Annotated in this window: 14 protein-coding genes and 1 pseudogene; 10 read left to right on the top strand and 5 right to left on the bottom strand. The window is 51.2% G+C overall.

The annotated features are described in order from the left end of the window. Positions 1 to 623: 623 nt before the first annotated feature. The 5 genes from ACRBCU_RS00800 to ACRBCU_RS00780 form a co-directional block, all read right to left on the bottom strand. Positions 624 to 1,292 (bottom strand): site-specific integrase, encoded by a 669-nt coding sequence (locus ACRBCU_RS00800; RefSeq protein WP_431363455.1) that lies wholly within the window; start codon positions 1,290 to 1,292, stop codon positions 624 to 626. A 621-nt stretch (positions 1,293 to 1,913) separates the two neighbouring features. Further along, entirely contained in the window at positions 1,914 to 2,126 is a 213-nt protein-coding gene (locus ACRBCU_RS00795; protein ID WP_431363454.1) for a MerR family transcriptional regulator, read from the bottom strand. Positions 2,127 to 2,173: 47 nt separating this feature from the next. Next, the gene (locus tag ACRBCU_RS00790) at positions 2,174 to 2,701 is read right to left on the bottom strand and encodes a hypothetical protein (RefSeq protein WP_431363453.1); all 528 of its coding nucleotides are present in this window, start codon (positions 2,699 to 2,701) and stop codon (positions 2,174 to 2,176) included. A gap of 340 nt (positions 2,702 to 3,041) precedes the next feature. Then, positions 3,042 to 3,527 (bottom strand): tyrosine-type recombinase/integrase, encoded by a 486-nt coding sequence (locus ACRBCU_RS00785; RefSeq protein WP_431363452.1) that lies wholly within the window; start codon positions 3,525 to 3,527, stop codon positions 3,042 to 3,044. A gap of 48 nt (positions 3,528 to 3,575) precedes the next feature. Continuing rightward, the gene (locus ACRBCU_RS00780) at positions 3,576 to 4,082 is read right to left on the bottom strand and encodes a tyrosine-type recombinase/integrase (protein ID WP_431363451.1); all 507 of its coding nucleotides are present in this window, start codon (positions 4,080 to 4,082) and stop codon (positions 3,576 to 3,578) included. Positions 4,083 to 4,371: 289 nt separating this feature from the next. On the opposite strand from ACRBCU_RS00780, the gene ACRBCU_RS00775 reads away from it, so the two are divergent. From ACRBCU_RS00775 to ACRBCU_RS00730, 10 genes and pseudogenes are all read left to right on the top strand, one after another. Then, complete coding sequence (locus ACRBCU_RS00775; RefSeq protein WP_431363450.1) at positions 4,372 to 5,547, top strand: tyrosine-type recombinase/integrase; 1,176 nt, start codon at positions 4,372 to 4,374, stop codon at positions 5,545 to 5,547. A gap of 503 nt (positions 5,548 to 6,050) precedes the next feature. After that, complete coding sequence (locus ACRBCU_RS00770; RefSeq protein ID WP_431363449.1) at positions 6,051 to 8,564, top strand: heavy metal translocating P-type ATPase; 2,514 nt, start codon at positions 6,051 to 6,053, stop codon at positions 8,562 to 8,564. 10 nt (positions 8,565 to 8,574) lie between these two features. Continuing rightward, positions 8,575 to 8,970: a Cu(I)-responsive transcriptional regulator gene (gene cueR / locus ACRBCU_RS00765; RefSeq protein ID WP_431363448.1), complete on the top strand. Its 396-nt coding sequence runs from the start codon at positions 8,575 to 8,577 to the stop codon at positions 8,968 to 8,970. 799 nt (positions 8,971 to 9,769) lie between these two features. After that, the gene (locus ACRBCU_RS00760) at positions 9,770 to 11,236 is read left to right on the top strand and encodes a TolC family protein (RefSeq protein WP_431363447.1); all 1,467 of its coding nucleotides are present in this window, start codon (positions 9,770 to 9,772) and stop codon (positions 11,234 to 11,236) included. Between the two features lie 12 nt (positions 11,237 to 11,248). Further along, positions 11,249 to 12,607, top strand: coding sequence for a multicopper oxidase family protein (locus ACRBCU_RS00755; RefSeq protein WP_431363446.1), 1,359 nt, complete (start codon positions 11,249 to 11,251; stop codon positions 12,605 to 12,607). A gap of 151 nt (positions 12,608 to 12,758) precedes the next feature. Continuing rightward, a pseudogene (locus ACRBCU_RS00750) lies at positions 12,759 to 12,983 on the top strand (copper-binding protein); the annotation flags it as partial. Between the two features lie 119 nt (positions 12,984 to 13,102). Beyond that, positions 13,103 to 14,611, top strand: a complete 1,509-nt coding sequence (locus ACRBCU_RS00745; protein WP_431363445.1) for a multicopper oxidase family protein — start codon at positions 13,103 to 13,105, stop codon at positions 14,609 to 14,611. A 40-nt stretch (positions 14,612 to 14,651) separates the two neighbouring features. Next, positions 14,652 to 15,086 carry a c-type cytochrome gene (locus ACRBCU_RS00740; protein WP_431363444.1) on the top strand — a complete coding sequence of 145 codons (435 nt, stop codon included), beginning with the start codon at positions 14,652 to 14,654 and terminating at the stop codon, positions 15,084 to 15,086. Between the two features lie 34 nt (positions 15,087 to 15,120). Beyond that, positions 15,121 to 15,462, top strand: coding sequence for a copper resistance CopC family protein (locus ACRBCU_RS00735; RefSeq protein WP_431363443.1), 342 nt, complete (start codon positions 15,121 to 15,123; stop codon positions 15,460 to 15,462). 1 nt (position 15,463) lies between these two features. Continuing rightward, positions 15,464 to 16,312 carry a copper resistance D family protein gene (locus ACRBCU_RS00730; protein WP_431363442.1) on the top strand — a complete coding sequence of 283 codons (849 nt, stop codon included), beginning with the start codon at positions 15,464 to 15,466 and terminating at the stop codon, positions 16,310 to 16,312. Positions 16,313 to 16,683: the final 371 nt, after the last annotated feature.

The raw sequence follows: 16,683 nt of genomic DNA, 5'->3' as shown, positions 1-16,683 counted from the left end.
AATCACATATTGGTAGCAAATATTTATGAAACATTAGAAATGTTGGTATTTAATGTCAATTTGCCATCAGCTTTAGCAACTTAGGATTGTGGCGGCGGCACTTAGGTACCGCACCAGCCATCCCTTCGATTGCCAAAATTCATGGATCGCAGATTCCTATGTTTACGATGAATAGAACACATCGAAGTGTACGCGTCGAAGCCAGAAAAATCTTGATGCGTTCGATGAATGTATCGCACTCTAACTGTACATACTTAGCATTGACCACAATGGTTTTTTGCCGCCATTAGATCTGGCGCAACATTGTTGAATTCGACCACCAAATGAACGGCAGCTTTCTCGAGATTGCCCCAAAGACCGTGCAAATGAAGCGAAGGTCCGCTTTCCGCCCTTCATAACACCCTACTCCAGTTTGGAGGCTATCAAACATAATGTGCGTTATCGGTTGTGTTTACAGATGTTTCACAGCAAATAGTTGGCTTAGTTTCGCTACAGTCTACCTATTTTAGCCTCAAGGCATGAGTGAACAACGAACCTTGGGTCATTTGAGCACCAAAGCTTTATCCAACGCTGCATGCCACACCTTAAATCGCTGGGAAGTTTACGCTCCCTTTTCCACAAAATCACTCGCCAATAGCTTTAATCATGGCATCAAACGTCCGAGCTTTTTGATCGGTAGTTAAGTTTAGGGTATCGATCGTTTTTTTCGTTCCGATATTCTCGAGAACTTCAAAGCGCCAATCATCTTGCATTGTCCCATAGTGGCGCTCTGTGGTTCGTTCGTCATCGTGGCCCATGTTTAGCGACCAAGCTTTGCGCTCTTCTTGGGTCAGAGGAAGGCTATCACGGTAAGCACCGATGCTATGCTTTACACAATGCGGAGTATATTTCGCACCTGTCTGACTGCAGGCAGAAGCGAATGCTTTGGTTACTGCGTGTATTGTCGACATAACCGGAACGTGCGCAGAAGTGTATGCACTTGTGGAGACACGATGCTTCAAATGTTTCGTGGCGGGAAAGAGGGCATCTTGATCTGTAAATCCAAAAGATTTGAGCTTATTCACCCAGCCTATCACGGTTTCTTCAAAGACCTTCGGAATCGGAAACCAGAAGATATCGAGGCTCTTTCCTGCTTTGGCACGAACGATTTTTGAATGCTGCAAAATGAGCCTTCTTTCGATATCGAAATGCTCAAGACGAAGGGATATCAAGGTATCGGCTCTCAACGCTCCCAGAAAGCCAAGCGCAAACAACGCACGAGCGCGCTCGTCGACCAAGGATTTAGATGGCATTGCTTTCAAGAGGTCCTCGGCTTCTAAGATTGTTGGAAAATCCTTTTTTTGACCTGCGCTGATTGCGCTACAACTGCTTTAGGGAGCTTGAGATATCCATCAAAATCCCTTGGCAGGCGTCGATAGCCATCTTGTTTTAAAAGCCAATCGAAGAAACCAAGTAAATGCGAGACCGTGTGTTTTATCGAAGACGCTGACAGACTGTCTTCCATATCGATACGCGAACGCCGTTTCAGCTCTTCGCGCACTGAAGCAAAGTCATCCGTAGTAAGCTTAGGAAACGGCTTTCCATCTAGAGTGTTCTTAAAGAACCGAATTGCGGCAGGGTGCTGATCAGTCGTTTTGTACTTGAAGCAACCTGCATAGGTTTGCCATCTATGAATGATCCTGTCGTTCGCACCGTAGAAAAACCCGGCAACTTTTTCATCGATACTACAAATACCCCCACGCTCTGAACTGTTCCCTTCGCGAACTCATCAAAGTGCCCCAATTGCTCGGAATTTGCTTTGGCGCACATTTTCTAGGCCCGCCGTTGTTCAAAGTCGCAAGGTTGGCGCTCGCGACCCCTTGAGAACATATCTTGCGCCCAAAGACGTTTTGGGAATTGCAAAAGCTCCAACATCACGCATCCGCCTCTGATTTAGGGTCGATGCGAGCAGCGCCCGCCCAAGTATTGAGGTCGTGACCGTGATAGATAAACTTGCGGCCAAGCTTGTAGTAAGCTGGCCCCATTTTCTTTTGCCGCCACTGCGCGAGCTTTTCACGGTTCCCTATGAGATCGAGTTCTGAATCACCCAACACGTATGTTCGGCCATCCTCGAAGAGTTTGGGCATTGGTGATGTTCCTTGCGTTGCGTTCAGTTGCAACGAAGGAATGCGGCCTAAACTACGCCGAAGGGCGGCCCCCGATTTAGAAATCTGGGGCCATAAAGCTTTGATCTGTAAGTAAAATGAATTTGACCGCCCTGATCGACATATGCTTTCGACGTGCCCTTTGGGCAGTTTTCGCTTAATGTGCGCTCGAAAAGTTCAGCAAGATGCAGAACATGGAAACCTTGATCTGGGTACTCTTCACTGTAGTCGATCGCTAGCCCCAGATGAACAACTCCGCGATAGGTGTTCCAGTTCTTCCTGAGTGTATCAATATCTTTGGCTCCTCTGGTATTGGTTCTTCGGGCGTCATCGCTCACCTGTTCCAAAATTCCACCGAACGAGTGTAAGCCTTCGAATTTTTCATCTTGAACAGTATGGAAAATTAGCAGTCCTATGTGCTCTGCTATGTTCAATTTAAGCTCGTTTTTGCTTTCGAAACGCTGGCCGGTTTGAGACAACTCAAAACCCGCCTCGTGTCGCTCTGTAGTAGAGGACGCAATCCATTCTACGAACTCGGCGTTTTTAGGATCCTGCATCCAATCATTTCCGAACTCGCGATTCAATTTGTCGAGTCGAGCAGATTCTATATCCGCTTGATGCTCCTGATCGCTTTCAGGCGTTCTGAATTGTTAGGTTCGCTCAAGCCAAGCCTTAGAAATTCTATCAATTCAAGCTCTGGTTCATTAATAGGAACTATTGGCATTCAACTACTCCCTGGGCTTGATGCCCCTCAGTAAACTCCGCCCAGCGCTCCATCAGAGCCCGCCGCTTGTCCAGCAAATCAGACCTCGCATAGGCCCTCTAAACATCTGAGCCAACTCGATGTGCAAGACACATTTCAGCGACTTCACGAGGCGCATTGGCAACCTCAGACGCCTAATCGCGAAATGTAGAGCGCAGACCATGCACCGTCGCATCTTTCACGGTCATGCGCCGCAACAGCATCAGCATCGACATATTCGACAATGGGTTGTTTCGTTTCTGGCCCTCGAAAACGTAGTCTGATTGCATCGCCTTTAGCGGCTCGATGATAGCAATCATTTCATCAGTCAAAGGAATGCGGTGTTCTTCGCCTGTTTTCATCCGTTCAGCAGGACACGTCCAAAGCCGTTCTTCAAAATCAAATTCTTCCCATCTTGCCCCAAGGACTTCGCCAGTCCTTGAGCCAGTCAGACAAGTGAACATCAACGCCTTTGCCGCCATAGCAGGACGGGTTTGCAATTCGGCATAGAACGCAGGCACATCTTGCCAGCCCATCGCGCTATGACGTTTCACCTTTGCTTTGACTTTGGGGAGAGCTCCAGCGTCTTTAATCGCCGTGACGGGATTTTCGCCACTCCGAAATCCCTTTGACCGCGCCACGTCTAATACTGTTTTGATCCGTTGGGCCAGTCGTTTCGCGGTTTCATGCTATTCGGTCCAGATCGGCGCAAGGCACATCATCACTTCGGGTTGGTCGATGCTATCAACCGGCATTCTCCCGATCTTGGGAAACGCGTAGTCGCGCGATGTGTTGATCCACTGTTGCCCGTGCTTGACGTTCTTCCAAGTCGGCATCCGATCAATGTGGACTTGTTGTGCCACCTCTTCAAAGGTTGGTACCTCTTGGCGCGCATTGAACCGAGGGTTCAAACCTTGCTTGGCCATACGGCGATATTCCAGAGCGCGTTCTCTTGCTTGGTTGATCGTGATAATATCAGCCCCGCCCAAACAAAAATCAGTCCTAAGCGGCGCGCCTTTCTTATTTTTCTGCCCTTTGACGACAACGCGTACAATCCAGCGCCTTGCCCCCGACGGATCAACGACGAGATAAAGACCGTTGCCATCACCATGCCGCCCAGCGCTAAGGTTCTCGACCAGCTTCTTATCAGCTTTCCAGATAGCGCCATTCAAAATACCACATTCTCTACCACTCAAGGAAGGAATACTGACCTTACCGAAAGAAACTCAAGGCAACACAACAGCAGCCCTAAATGCTAGCAAACAAAAGAAAAAGGCCACCCAAGGCGACCTGATCAAACTTGACTAAATTGGATAGTGGCGGAGGCTCAGTCCGTATGCCCTCTGTTTTTAGGCGTTCATCCACATTCTCCAATATTCAATAAACATTTTTATATTCAGTATGTTAAATTCATCTCAAACCATTGACGTTCACGTAAGTTCATCCTAAATCTAACCCAAGTGTGGGAACATATGTGGGAACGCTATGAAACTGAGCGCTAGAAAAGCAGAGACCGCACTTGCTGGGCGTCACGGCGATGGGCGAGGACTTTTTCTTTATGTGAAGCCCACAGGCGCGCGCTCATGGGTTCTCCGGTATCAAGTAAATGGGCGACGCCATGACCTTGGTCTGGGAGCCTATCCTGACGTGACCTTGGCAATGGCACGCCAAAAAGCGACCGAAGCAAGGCGGGTGATCTTAGAAGGGGATGATCCAATAGCCAAACGCCGCCAAGCCCAACCCAAAACCTTCAAAGACGCCGCCCTTGAATTGATTGAAAGCAAACGGTCTGGATGGAAGAACGCAAAACACGCTGCGCAATGGACGTCTACGCTAGAGGCTTATGTTTTCCCCAGCCTTGGCCAGATGCAGGTTACAAAAATCTCCACTGCTGATGTAATCGCCGCGCTAAAGCCGATTTGGTCACAAAAGCCCGAAACTGCAAACCGCGTGCGCCAACGGATCGAAGCGGTTTTGGACTACGCGTCCGCACTGGGCATACGTGAAGGCGACAACCCCGCCCGTTGGCGTGGACACTTGGATAACCTGCTACCAAAACCAACGAAGGTAAGAGCCGTCAAACATCACCCTGCCCTGCCCCATGCCGAAATTGCCGACTTCATGGCTGCACTATCAAACCGCAAAGGTGTTTCTGCACGGGCGCTGACCTTTACCATCCTAACTTCCGCACGGTCGGGGGAAACCCGTGGCATGACTTGGGCAGAAGTTGACTTGGAAAACCGCGTCTGGACTATCCCCGCCCAGCGCATGAAAGCAGGCAAAGAACATCGCGTTCCCCTGACACGCTTCGCCCTTGCCCAACTTGGACCGCGTGGCCAAGACATTGATCTGGTCTTTGGCAGTGAAACAAAAGTAGGCAAGCCAATATCCGATATGAGCATGACCGCCCTATTACGCCGGATGGACTATAACAACATCACTGTTCACGGATTTCGTTCCACATTCCGCGATTGGGCAGGTGAAACCACCAGCTTTCCTCGCGAGGTAATTGAGGCAGCGCTGGCGCATGGAATCAAGAACAAAGCCGAAGCCGCCTATGCGAGATCCGATCTTTTCGAAAAGCGCCGAATGCTTATGGAAGCATGGGTCAACATGGCAAAATCGAAAGATCAAACGTCAAACGTCGTTGCTATTCCTTGATCAACTTAGTCGAAACAACCGTAGCTTTCGAGAATTGAAAAAACAAAAAAACTTGTTGTGAGTTTCAATTTGAGACCTCAGCGTTTGCATATTCAGATCATTGTGACCAGCGATGTGGTCCGGTGACTTCAAGGTCTGTTGTGCGCTCGAAGCTGCCATTCAATTCTAAGTTGCAAATGCTTGCCCTTCACCGCTCTGCTAAACCTTTGTTTACGCGCCCAACAAATATCCGAAATGCCGATCATTGTTTTTGATGATGATAGTGCCTTTAGCAAGTTGCCAAACCGACGCATATCACAAATCCAAGAAGGCGGCTCAAAAAAATCATGCGCCTGTATTGTCTGATCTCGCTTAAAGCTTTGCAGCGATTTCGCCTTTAAGTCAGTAGAATATCTAATAGGCATGATGGGCCGAATTGGAGAACAAATTCATTTCGCTGGCACCTTGACCTTCCAGTAGCTGGAAGCCCCATATTGAAGTAATCCAGAGCGAAAGGCCTCATTATGGAAAGCCAAAAGACACTATCATTCAATGTTGGTGAAATGAACTGCGCGTCTTGCGTGGGGCGAGTAGAGAAAGCCTTGCAAACGGTACGGGGGGTTAAAAGCGCTCAAGTAAATCTTGCCTCAGAATCCGCCACAATCGATGTATCAAATGATTTCAGAGCCAGCGACGCTTTTGAAGCATTGAAGGTTGCAGGCTACCCAGCGGAATCTCAGGTATATCGTTTTGACATCGAGAACCTGTCCTGTGCGTCTTGTGTGGGCCGCTTGGAGAGTGCCCTGGCAAACACCCCTGAGATTCTGTCTGCTGACGTAAATCTCGCACAGGAACAGGCAACTATTCGTGTCCTTGGAACAGCGCTTTCGCCCGCTGACATTTCTCAAATTGCAGGGGATGCGGGCTATCCGGCAAGCCTCGTGAAAGGCCAAAACGCTGACGGTGCCAAGGAAGATCGTAAAGCTGCAGAAGCCGATAATCTTCAGCGAATGACGGTATTGGCCGCCGTGCTGACTATACCAGTCTTCATTCTCGAAATGGGGAGCCACATGGTTCCTGCAATCCATGCGTGGGTCATGAATTCGCTTGGAATGGGTGTTAGTTGGTCCATCCAATTTGCTCTAACGACGATCGTTCTGGCTTGGCCTGGGCGGCAATTCCTTCTCAAAGGCTTTCCCGCGCTCGTTAAAGGAGCGCCTGACATGAACTCGCTTGTTGCGCTTGGATCATCTGCCGCTTGGGGGTTTTCCACAGTTGCACTTTTTGCGCCGGTGCTTTTACCCGAGGGAACGCGCGTGGTCTATTTTGAAGCGGCTGCGGTGATAGTGACTCTCATTCTATTGGGGCGCTTCCTCGAGGCGCGCGCCAAAGGGCGCACGGGCCAAGCCATTCGCAAGCTTGTTGGATTGAAAGCAAAGACTGCGCAAGTGGAACGCGATGGTCAAATGGTTGAGGTTCTTGTCGATGATATTGTCATTGATGACCTAATCCAGGTCCGACCGGGCGAAAAAATCGCGGTCGACGGCATTGTTGTTCAGGGGCAATCTTACGTCGACGAAAGCATGATTACGGGCGAACCTGTTCCTGTGGAGAAATCCGCAGAGGCTGAAGTTGTTGGCGGCACAGTCAACGGCACTGGCGCTTTGACGTTCAGGGCCACCAAAGTTGGCGCAGACACAATGCTGGCGCAGATCATCCGAATGGTTGAAGAGGCACAAGGAGCGCGGCTGCCAATCCAAAACTTGGTCAACCGTATCACGCTTTGGTTTGTTCCCGCTGTCATGGGCGTTGCCTTGGCAACCGTTTTAGCGTGGCTTCTGTTTGGTCCAGACCCTGCCCTAAGCTTTGCACTGGTTGCAGGCGTTGCTGTCCTGATCATTGCCTGTCCCTGCGCAATGGGTTTGGCGACACCAACGTCTATCATGGTTGGGACTGGCCGTGCGGCTGAACTTGGTGTGTTATTCCGGCGCGGCGAGGCGCTACAGACATTGAGTTCCGTACATACAATTGCTTTGGACAAGACCGGCACGTTAACGCAAGGCCGTCCAGAATTGACGGAGCTTACCATCACCAATGGTTTCGAGGAGGCAGAGGTACTGCGCCTTGTTGCGTCAGTTGAAGCGATGTCCGAGCACCCAATTGCGCAGGCGATTGTGCAGCGCGCTGAACGAAGCGGCCACGCGCTGGCGGAGATAAAAGACTTCACCTCCATGACTGGCTACGGCGTCAGCGCCGTCATTGAAGATCGCAAGGTGGTTGTTGGCGCAGATAGGCTAATGACCCGCGAAGGAATTGTGCTGGACGGCGTTCAAGGGGTTGGCGACAGGCTTGGACGCGAAGGTAAAACACCGCTTTATGCGGCAATTGACGGACATCTCGCCGGGGTCATAGCGGTGTCAGATCCGATCAAAACAAGCACTGCAGAAGCAATCGCGGCATTGCACGATCTCGGTCTTGAGGTCGCGATGATAACAGGCGACAACAAAGAGACAGCGCAGGCAATAGCCGCAAAACTTGGTATCGATAAGGTCGTTGCCGAAGTTTTGCCGCAAGGCAAAGTGGCTGCAATCGAAGACCTGCAGGCAGGGGCACGCACGGTCGCCTTTGTCGGAGATGGTATCAACGATGCGCCGGCACTCTCGCGCGCTGATGTCGGGATCGCGATTGGCACAGGTACTGACGTTGCAATTGAAACAGCGGATATTGTGCTCATATCAGGTGATCTAAGAGGGGTTGTGAATGCTCTGCGTGTTAGCCAAAAAACCATGCGCAACATTCGCCAGAACCTGTTCTGGGCATTCGGTTATAACGCATTGTTGATCCCTGTCGCGGCGGGTGTGTTCTATCCTGTTTTTGGATTGATGCTGTCACCTGCACTTGCGGCCGGTGCTATGGCTCTTTCTAGCGTGTTCGTTTTGTCCAACGCGCTTCGCTTGAGATGGATCGCGCCTGCTATCGTGGAAACCCACTCTAGCACCAATGCGGCCCATAGCTTTGTGCCAGCGACAATAGAATAGGAGCACTGTGATGAATATCGGGGAAGTCGCGAAACACGCAGGGTTGCCACCAAAAACGATACGGTATTACGAGGACATCGGCTTGGTGACGCCCTTGCGAGACAGCAACGGATATCGAAGCTTTCGCGAGAATGATCTGCACAAGCTCGCGTTTATCGCCCGCTCCCGCGCGCTCGGGTTTACGATAGAAGACTGTCGTAACCTCCTAGCACTTTGGGATGATGACAAACGCGCAAGTGCGGATGTGAAAGAAATCGCGAAGGAGCACCTCGCTCAGATCGAGAGCAAAATTGCGGATTTGCAGGCAATTCAAAGCACTCTCACGCATTTGGTACAAGAATGTGCGGGTGATGATCGCCCCAACTGCCCTATCTTGGAAACGTTGGAAACATTCCCGTCTTTGTAACGAGCGAAGGAAAACGAGATCACGATAAAGTTGACAACCTTCCAGCGCTGGATGGATTGACAGGTTCTCTAAAGTCTCTCAAGTGTTTGGTATGAACATGAAAATGGAAAACATCTTTGCGTCAGGGCTGAAGGCAATTGCTTGCTTCGCAATTGTTTTTTCTTTGGTGTTTTCTTCATCCTCGGCATCGCATGCCGCGAGCGGTGCGCACGCAAATCATCATGCTTTCGCTTCGAATGCCAGCCAATCACATGCGGGCCATTCCCATGCGGGTTATTCCAGTGGCGAAATGACGTTGGCTCCTGATCAGATCGATACCGAGCTCTCTGATAAGAACCAAACCTCTGGGAGTTGTTGCAGCGGCATTTGTGTAACAGCGGTGTTAGATGAGACGATTTCGATCGTTTTTCGGCGCGCGCAATCCGCCAAATTCCTGATTTCGAATTTACAGACAGCTTCTATCGAACCCTCTGGCTTCCTACGCCCTCCCCAATATCTGATCTGATTTAGGCCCCAAATGGGTCTTCGCGTCGCGCATGATTTGCGTGAGCCCAATGTCTATCAATCAGGTTTTGATCATGAAAATCCACCTTCTTACAGGGGCTTCGGCCCTTGCACTAAGCGCATGCGCTTACAAGCCGACGCCGCTGCCCGACGTGGCTAGGCAACAAGCTGTGACGAACACTGCGGTATCCTCACCCCTAAGATTTCGAGATCCCTTAGCTGGATTTACCTTTCGCGCGCCGACTGACCCTCGAGATTGGCGAACAGTCAACGAAGAACAGACGGAGGGTCACTGATGCGGCTTTCAAAATTCCCACTTGCCGTTGGCATTCCATTGGTTCTTGGCGCATGCGCAGCGACCATCCCCTCTGCCTATACGCAGCCAAAAGCAGGGTTCGCGACTGTGTCCAGCATGACGGCGGCTGCGATCGGAAAACGTAGCGCGTTTGCAATAACGCAATCCGAGAACTCTGAGTTGAAAAAGCAAGTTCACGGCATGGCACACCGCAAGACTATATCCGCCGACACGGCTGTACAGATTGCTCTTTTGAACAACAAAGGGTTGCAAGCGTCGTATGCGAATGTCGGTCTATCTGCTGCGGATGCATGGCAAGAACTGACGCCTGAAAATCCTGTTGTCTCAGTAGGGTTGCTTGGTATCGCAGCGCCCGAGCTAGGTGCCTATCGTGCGATTGAAAGCCTAATTCGGGCAAATATTCTGGATGCCACCACGCGCAAACAGCGCCTGGCCATTGCGGATGCGAATTTCCGACAAGCACAGATGAGTGCAGTAAACGACACGCTAACCTTAGCCAACGAGGTTCGCCAAGCGTGGATAAACGCGGTCGCTGCGTTTGAAACAGCGAGTTATCTCAAACGCGCGAAAGCGACGTCTGATGCGGGATCTGAGCTAGCCCGTAAACTCGGAGAAACAGGGGCGCTCAATAAGGCTGGTCAGGCGCGTGAGCATGCGTTTAATGCAGAGCTGGCAGGACAGCTGGCGCGTGCCCGCTTGAATGCTGCCAATGCCAAAGAAGAGCTCACACGATTGATGGGTCTCTGGGGCGCTGACGTGACTTATTTTGTTCCTGACGCATTGCCTGCACTGCCGCGTTCTATCGGCCCCGTCACAAATATTGAAGGCAAGGCGCTGCATAGCCGCGTAGATCTGCGCGTCGCCAAATTAGGTTTGGAAGCGCAGGCAAAGGCGTTTGGACTGACCGATCAAACGCGGATTGTAAGCGATCTTGAAATTGTTGGCGGTGCAGAGCTCGAACGCGAAGTAGGCGGGGCAGGTGGCATTGAGAAAAGCGTGACACCGCAAGTCGAGTTGGAGTTCGCAATTCCAATTTATGACACAGGTGAGGCGCGCATGCGCAAAGCTGAGTTGATGTATTTGCAGGCCGCAAACGTCCTTGCAGAAAAGGCGGTCAATATCCGTTCCGAGGCAAGAAGCGCAGAGACCTCCTATCACGCCTCCTACAAGATCGCGCGGCACTACCGCGATGTTCTTGTTCCACTTCGCGAGACTGTCGAGGAGCAAGGGCTGCTCTCCTACAACGGCATGATCACCAACACCTTCGAGCTTTTGACGGACGTGCGCGAAAAGCTCAGCGCGTCCCTCGAAGCGGCAAATGCAAAGCGTGATTTCTACATGGCTCAAGCGGATCTCAATGCCGCGATCTATGGCGGCGGTGCGGGTAGCTCTGGCGGCAGCGAAGCAAGCGCATCTCTGTCCGCTGGCGGCGGCGCAGGACATTGAAAGGAAAATGATATGATTAATCGACGTCAACTACTCGGAGCAGGCGTTACTGGCGCTGCACTGGTTTCCTCCCAAGCTTGGGGCAAGACCACAAACATGGGCCTACCTGAAGCGGCTCAAATGGACACCGCTGAAACGGCCATAACCAAACACCCTTCCTCGGGGCCTGATTACAATCCTGTGGTGACACTGAACGGGTGGACTTTGCCATATCGGATGAACAATGGCGTGAAGGAATTTCACCTCGTTGCTGAACCCGTTGAGCGAGAACTGGCAGACGGAATGATTGCGCATTTGTGGGGGTATAATGGTCAATCGACTGGTCCAACCATAGAAGCCGTTGAAGGTGATCGGGTCCGCATTTTTGTCACCAACAAATTGCCTGAACACACAACTATTCATTGGCATGGGCTGATCCTTCCATCAGGCATGGATGGGGTCGGCGGGTTGAGCCATCCGGGCATCCCGCCGGGCAAAACATTCGTTTATGAATTTGATCTGACCAAATCAGGCACCTTCATGTACCACCCGCACGCCGATGAAATGGTGCAGATGGCAATGGGAATGATGGGCATGTTTGTTGTTCATCCAAAAGACCCAGACTTCATGCGCGTGGACCGTGATTTCCTGATCATGCTGAATGCGTTCGACATTGATCCGGGCACATATGTGCCGCGCATCATGACGATGGCGGACTTTAATTTGTGGACATGGAACAGCCGAATTTTCCCCGACATTGACCCCTTGGTTGTGAATAAAGGCGACAAAGTCCGCGTGCGGGTTGGTAACCTGACAATGACGAACCATCCGATCCATATGCATGGGTATGATTTCAAGGTGACCTGTACAGACGGCGGCTGGGTTCCAGAGGCCGCGCAATGGCCCGAAGTCAGCATCGATATTCCGGTGGGCGCTATGCGGGCCTATGAATTTGTCGCCGAACATCTTGGGGACTGGGCAATCCACTGCCACAAGTCCCATCATACAATGAACGCTATGGGTCACGATGTGCCGACGTTCATCGGGGTAAACAAGAAACCTTTGACCCAAAAAATCCGCGAATTTCAGCCAGAATATATGCCTATGGGCACGGCTGGGATGGCCGACATGGGCGTTATGGAAATGGAACTGCCAGACAATACGGTTCCCATGATGACCGGTTGGGGTCCGCACGGACCAATTGAAATGGGCGGCATGTTTTCCGTTGTGAAGGTGCGCGATGGCATTGATGCAGACGATTACTCCGATCCGGGCTGGTACGAGAACCCTCCTGGCGAGCAAGCCTATGAATGGACCGGCGAGCTTCCTGAATTCGCCTCCAATAACAGCCCGAAAACCCTGCTGACACCAAAGCCAACCCAAAAGGGTTAGTGCGGTCAAAATTCCGAATTCAACAACTAACAAGACTGGATAAATGATGAAAAACCTACTTTTGACAACTGCCGTGACCCTAGCGCTAACGACACCAGTATTCGCAGGTGAAGGCCACGGCGAAGCGAAAACAGATCAGACCCATGACATGGCCGAAACCGTTGCGGAATACACGAAAGGCAAGGTCAAAAAGATCAACGAAAAAACAGGTAAAGTGACCATTGTTCATGGCCCTTTGGTTAAACTTGATATGCCCGCAATGACGATGGTGTTTCGCGCAGAAAAAGCAATGATCGCCAAAATGTCCGTCGGTCAAGATATCGAGTTCGTGGCCGACCGTGTGAAAGGCAAGCTTACTGTCGTTGAGCTAAAATAACGCGCTTTAGAGAGCGCGCGAACCGCCGCGCGCTTTCTTTGACAGTTGACCTTCCACCTACAGGAACCCGCAGGTTCAATGCACGACAATTGTTTGAGTAAACAAAAAAGGACATACCCTTGAAACCGAACCAGACCCGCCGCGAATTCCTGCTTGGCAGCACTGCCCTCGCCTTGACGTTGTTCTTTGGTTCGAGAGAGCCGTTACACGCGCAATCCAGCAGTTCATTTGACACTCCTGTCGCGATCCCGCCAGAAGATGGCGGCACGTTGGTAGACGGCGTTAGAGAGTTCACGCTGAGCCTTCAGAGCGGGAAGACAGAGTTCTTTGAGGGTGTTCAAACCGATACAATGGGGATCAATGGGAGCTACCTGGGCCCCGTTCTTCGGATGCGGACGGGCGAAACGGTCAGGTTTGATGTGACCAATACCCTAGCAATTGAATCAACGTTGCATTGGCACGGACTAAACCTGCCAGCCAGCACTGACGGCGGGCCGCATCAACCTATTGAGCCCGGCGGCACTTGGTCACCAAGCTTCAAGATTCACGACGTAGCATCCACAATGTGGTATCACTCCCATCAACTGCACCAGACAGCCTCGCAAGTCTGGGCAGGGCTCGCAGGGATGATCATCATCGACGATGAGGTGAGCGACGATTTGGATATTCCTTCAACCTATGGCGTCGATGATATTCCACTTGTTCTGCAAGATCGCCGGTTTAATCGTGACGGATCGATGCCCTATGAAGCCTCAATGCACGACGAAATGGCGGGCATGTCGGGGAATGTCCCTCTCATCAATGGAACGGTTCGCCCGTACGTCGACGTATCAACTGAGAAGCTTAGACTTAGGCTGTTAAACGGCGCAAACGCCAGCATCTACAATCTGGCTTTTTCCGATGGGCGTTCGTTTGTCCAAATCGCCAGTGATGGGGGCTTTTTGGGGCAACCCGCTGAAATGTCCGAACTGCTGCTCGCACCGGGTGAGCGCGCTGAGATCATAGTCGATTTTACTCAAAACGAGAGAGTAATTCTTGAGAGCAAAGCACTGGGTGGTCGCCGAGGCGGCGGGCAAGGTATGGGCATGGGGGGCGGCATGATGATGGCCGAGCAAAACCCCCAATTCCAGCTTGTCGAATTTAGAGCGGCAGACACGTTGGAGCCGTTGGCCGAGGTGCCAGATAAGCTGGCCGAGCTACCAAGAATCTCGGAAACGCAGGCCACTAAGACACGCGAGTTTCTGCTTGAAATGCCAGGAATGGGTCCATTGCGGATGTTGGGAATGGGTGGTGGCTTCACCATCAATGGCAACGCGATGAAAATGCGACGCGTCGATGAAGTCGTTAAATTGGGCGAAACCGAAATCTGGGAAATCGTCAACGCTGGACCAATGATCCACCCATTCCATATTCATAATACGCAATTCAGGCTGCTAGACAGAGACGGCCTGTTACCTGGCCCAAACGAAGCGGGACTAAAAGATACAGTTGTTGTTTTTCCCGGGGAAAGAGTGCGGCTGCTGGTGCGGTTTGACCACTACACCGACCCAGAGCGCCCCTACATGTACCACTGTCACATTCTTGAGCACGAAGACGCAGGAATGATGGGACAGTTTACAGTGGTCTAATTTGAACCGCGCTTGAAACTAACCAAAGGTAGCTATCTAAATGAAAAAATCGATCGTAATCATCGCAATCCTTGTCACCGTAGGAGCGGGCTATGCAATCTGGAAAGGTGCAGATGCAGCAGATCAAAAGACTGCACAAGCGCCTGAAACAGGGGCTGCATTGGTAGAGGTAAAGTTGCCCGGCACGCTTTCGCAAAATGCTGAAATCGGAAAGGCTGCCTTTGAAGCAAAATGTTCCGCCTGCCACGGTGCAAACGCTGCGGGGCAAGACGGCGTTGCGCCACCGTTGGTTCACAAAATCTATGAGCCTGGGCATCATGGTGATGAGAGCTTTCAGCGGGCTGCAGCCAATGGGGTTCGCGCGCACCATTGGCGGTTCGGTGACATGCAGCCCGTTGAGGGCGTAACCCGAGGCGACGTCACGATGATCATCGCATACATTCGCGAACTACAACGCGCCAACGGCATCTACTGATGGCCGATCACCCTAAACAACATGAGGTATTACGATGAAGTCCTTAATCTTAGCAGGCATGATTGGAATTTTGGCAACGGGAGCGTTTGCACATTCGCCGCTGACAAGCACAACGCCGCAAAATGAAACGGTTGTAACGGAGGTGCCAGAAGAAATCATGTTGAATTTCAAAGGTAAAATCCGCCTGACCCGCGTCGAAATGATCCATTCCGAGACGTCTGGTGTTAATCTTGATTTGAGCAGCCACAAGGGATTTGTTTCAGAATATGTGGTGCCATTACAGGATATGGGCGATGGGCATTATCTTATCGAATGGCGTGGGCTTGGCGCTGATGGGCATGCACTGAACGGCTCGTTTAGCTTTACGGTTCAATAAGATGCCAGACATTTGGGGAATAGCGGCGAGCACTTCCAAGTTCGCACTTTATCTGGGCATTTTGACCGCAGCCGGATCAGTTATCATGGCTTTGGCTTTTCGGTTAGAAGCGTATCGCCGCGCGGCGGTTGGATTTGCTTCAATCGGCATACTGGCTGCACTTCTGGCGTTCTCGTTGCGCGGTGCCCTCTTGACGGGCGACGCCAGTGGCATGTTCGATTTGGAAATGCTGGCACTGCTTTGGGGCACTCCTATCGGAACGGCACTTGCATATCGGCTCATTGGGCTTGGACTCTTGATCCTGGGTTTATTCATGGGGCGAAAGGGCCTTTGGCTTGCTCTGTTTGGCGGCATCTTAGCGCTCTGGTCCTTTGATCACGTGGGGCATATTCCAGATCGCGACAGCGTGCTTCTGAATATAGCTTTGACTTTCCATTTGATTGCGATTGCCTTCTGGATTGGCATTTTGATGCCACTCAAACGATTGGCCTCTCAGAAGGAAACTTGGGCACAAGCAGCGGATATTGGCCATAGGTTTGGACAGTACGCGTCAGTGGTTGTACCGTTATTGATCGTTGCGGGGGGATATATGGGCTATCACCTTGTTGGATCAATTTCCGCGCTGCTAACGACTGGCTATGGTCAGGCTTTGCTTCTAAAAATATTGCTCGTTACTATTTTGCTCGGCCTTGCTGCGGCCAATAAGCTGAGATTTATTCCAAAGCTCCGAGCCAGGGACGAAAATGCGGCGCATCACCTTGTTCAGTCTATCCGCATTGAATGGATCGTTATACTATGTGTGCTTGGCGTAACGGCGGTTCTTACGTCCAATTTAACCTTGCCTATGTAGGGCCTGAATTCGTTCTTATGTTATAGGTTTGGGCCGAGAGCCAGGACTTAGAGCCTCGAAGAGTTGGAGAAGCCGTTCTGGTCACGAGGGCAATAATTGTCTCAGCGACTTAATCTGCGACTCAAGCCCAAGATGCCCACAATACGCTAGGATCTGGATTCATGGTAAGTAAAGGGCGCGCGCAGCGTGAGCGAAAACTGAAAGGAACACTTTCGAGCATCTGCAATATCGAGTTGCGACGCGGAAGCAGTCTTTCAACCCATCGAATATGAATTCGATCTAGTTGCGGCGCTTGTAGCGATGCTTATCGTACATTAACAGATTCTTGCGTTGTTTCCGCCCTGGGATACTTACGTGTATTCCGATGTCAG

Origin of the sequence: Planktotalea sp. (assembly GCF_050633725.1) — a bacterium.
Taxonomy (GTDB): Bacteria; Pseudomonadota; Alphaproteobacteria; order Rhodobacterales; family Rhodobacteraceae; genus Planktotalea.
This window is presented reverse-complemented; position numbering and strand designations above follow the sequence as displayed.

What these genes read in the sequence shown, in the direction of transcription:
- ACRBCU_RS00800 (WP_431363455.1), bottom strand. Translation starts at nt 1,292, where the DNA reads ATGCCATCTAAATCCTTGGTCGACGAGCGCGCTCGTGCGTTGTTTGCG.
- ACRBCU_RS00740 (WP_431363444.1), top strand. Translation starts at nt 14,652, where the DNA reads ATGAAAAAATCGATCGTAATCATCGCAATCCTTGTCACCGTAGGAGCG.
- ACRBCU_RS00755 (WP_431363446.1), top strand. Translation starts at nt 11,249, where the DNA reads ATGATTAATCGACGTCAACTACTCGGAGCAGGCGTTACTGGCGCTGCA.
- ACRBCU_RS00770 (WP_431363449.1), top strand. Translation starts at nt 6,051, where the DNA reads ATGGAAAGCCAAAAGACACTATCATTCAATGTTGGTGAAATGAACTGC.
- ACRBCU_RS00760 (WP_431363447.1), top strand. Translation starts at nt 9,770, where the DNA reads ATGCGGCTTTCAAAATTCCCACTTGCCGTTGGCATTCCATTGGTTCTT.
- cueR (WP_431363448.1), top strand. Translation starts at nt 8,575, where the DNA reads ATGAATATCGGGGAAGTCGCGAAACACGCAGGGTTGCCACCAAAAACG.
- ACRBCU_RS00775 (WP_431363450.1), top strand. Translation starts at nt 4,372, where the DNA reads ATGAAACTGAGCGCTAGAAAAGCAGAGACCGCACTTGCTGGGCGTCAC.
- ACRBCU_RS00795 (WP_431363454.1), bottom strand. Translation starts at nt 2,126, where the DNA reads ATGCCCAAACTCTTCGAGGATGGCCGAACATACGTGTTGGGTGATTCA.
- ACRBCU_RS00790 (WP_431363453.1), bottom strand. Translation starts at nt 2,701, where the DNA reads ATGCAGGATCCTAAAAACGCCGAGTTCGTAGAATGGATTGCGTCCTCT.
- ACRBCU_RS00735 (WP_431363443.1), top strand. Translation starts at nt 15,121, where the DNA reads ATGAAGTCCTTAATCTTAGCAGGCATGATTGGAATTTTGGCAACGGGA.
- ACRBCU_RS00730 (WP_431363442.1), top strand. Translation starts at nt 15,464, where the DNA reads ATGCCAGACATTTGGGGAATAGCGGCGAGCACTTCCAAGTTCGCACTT.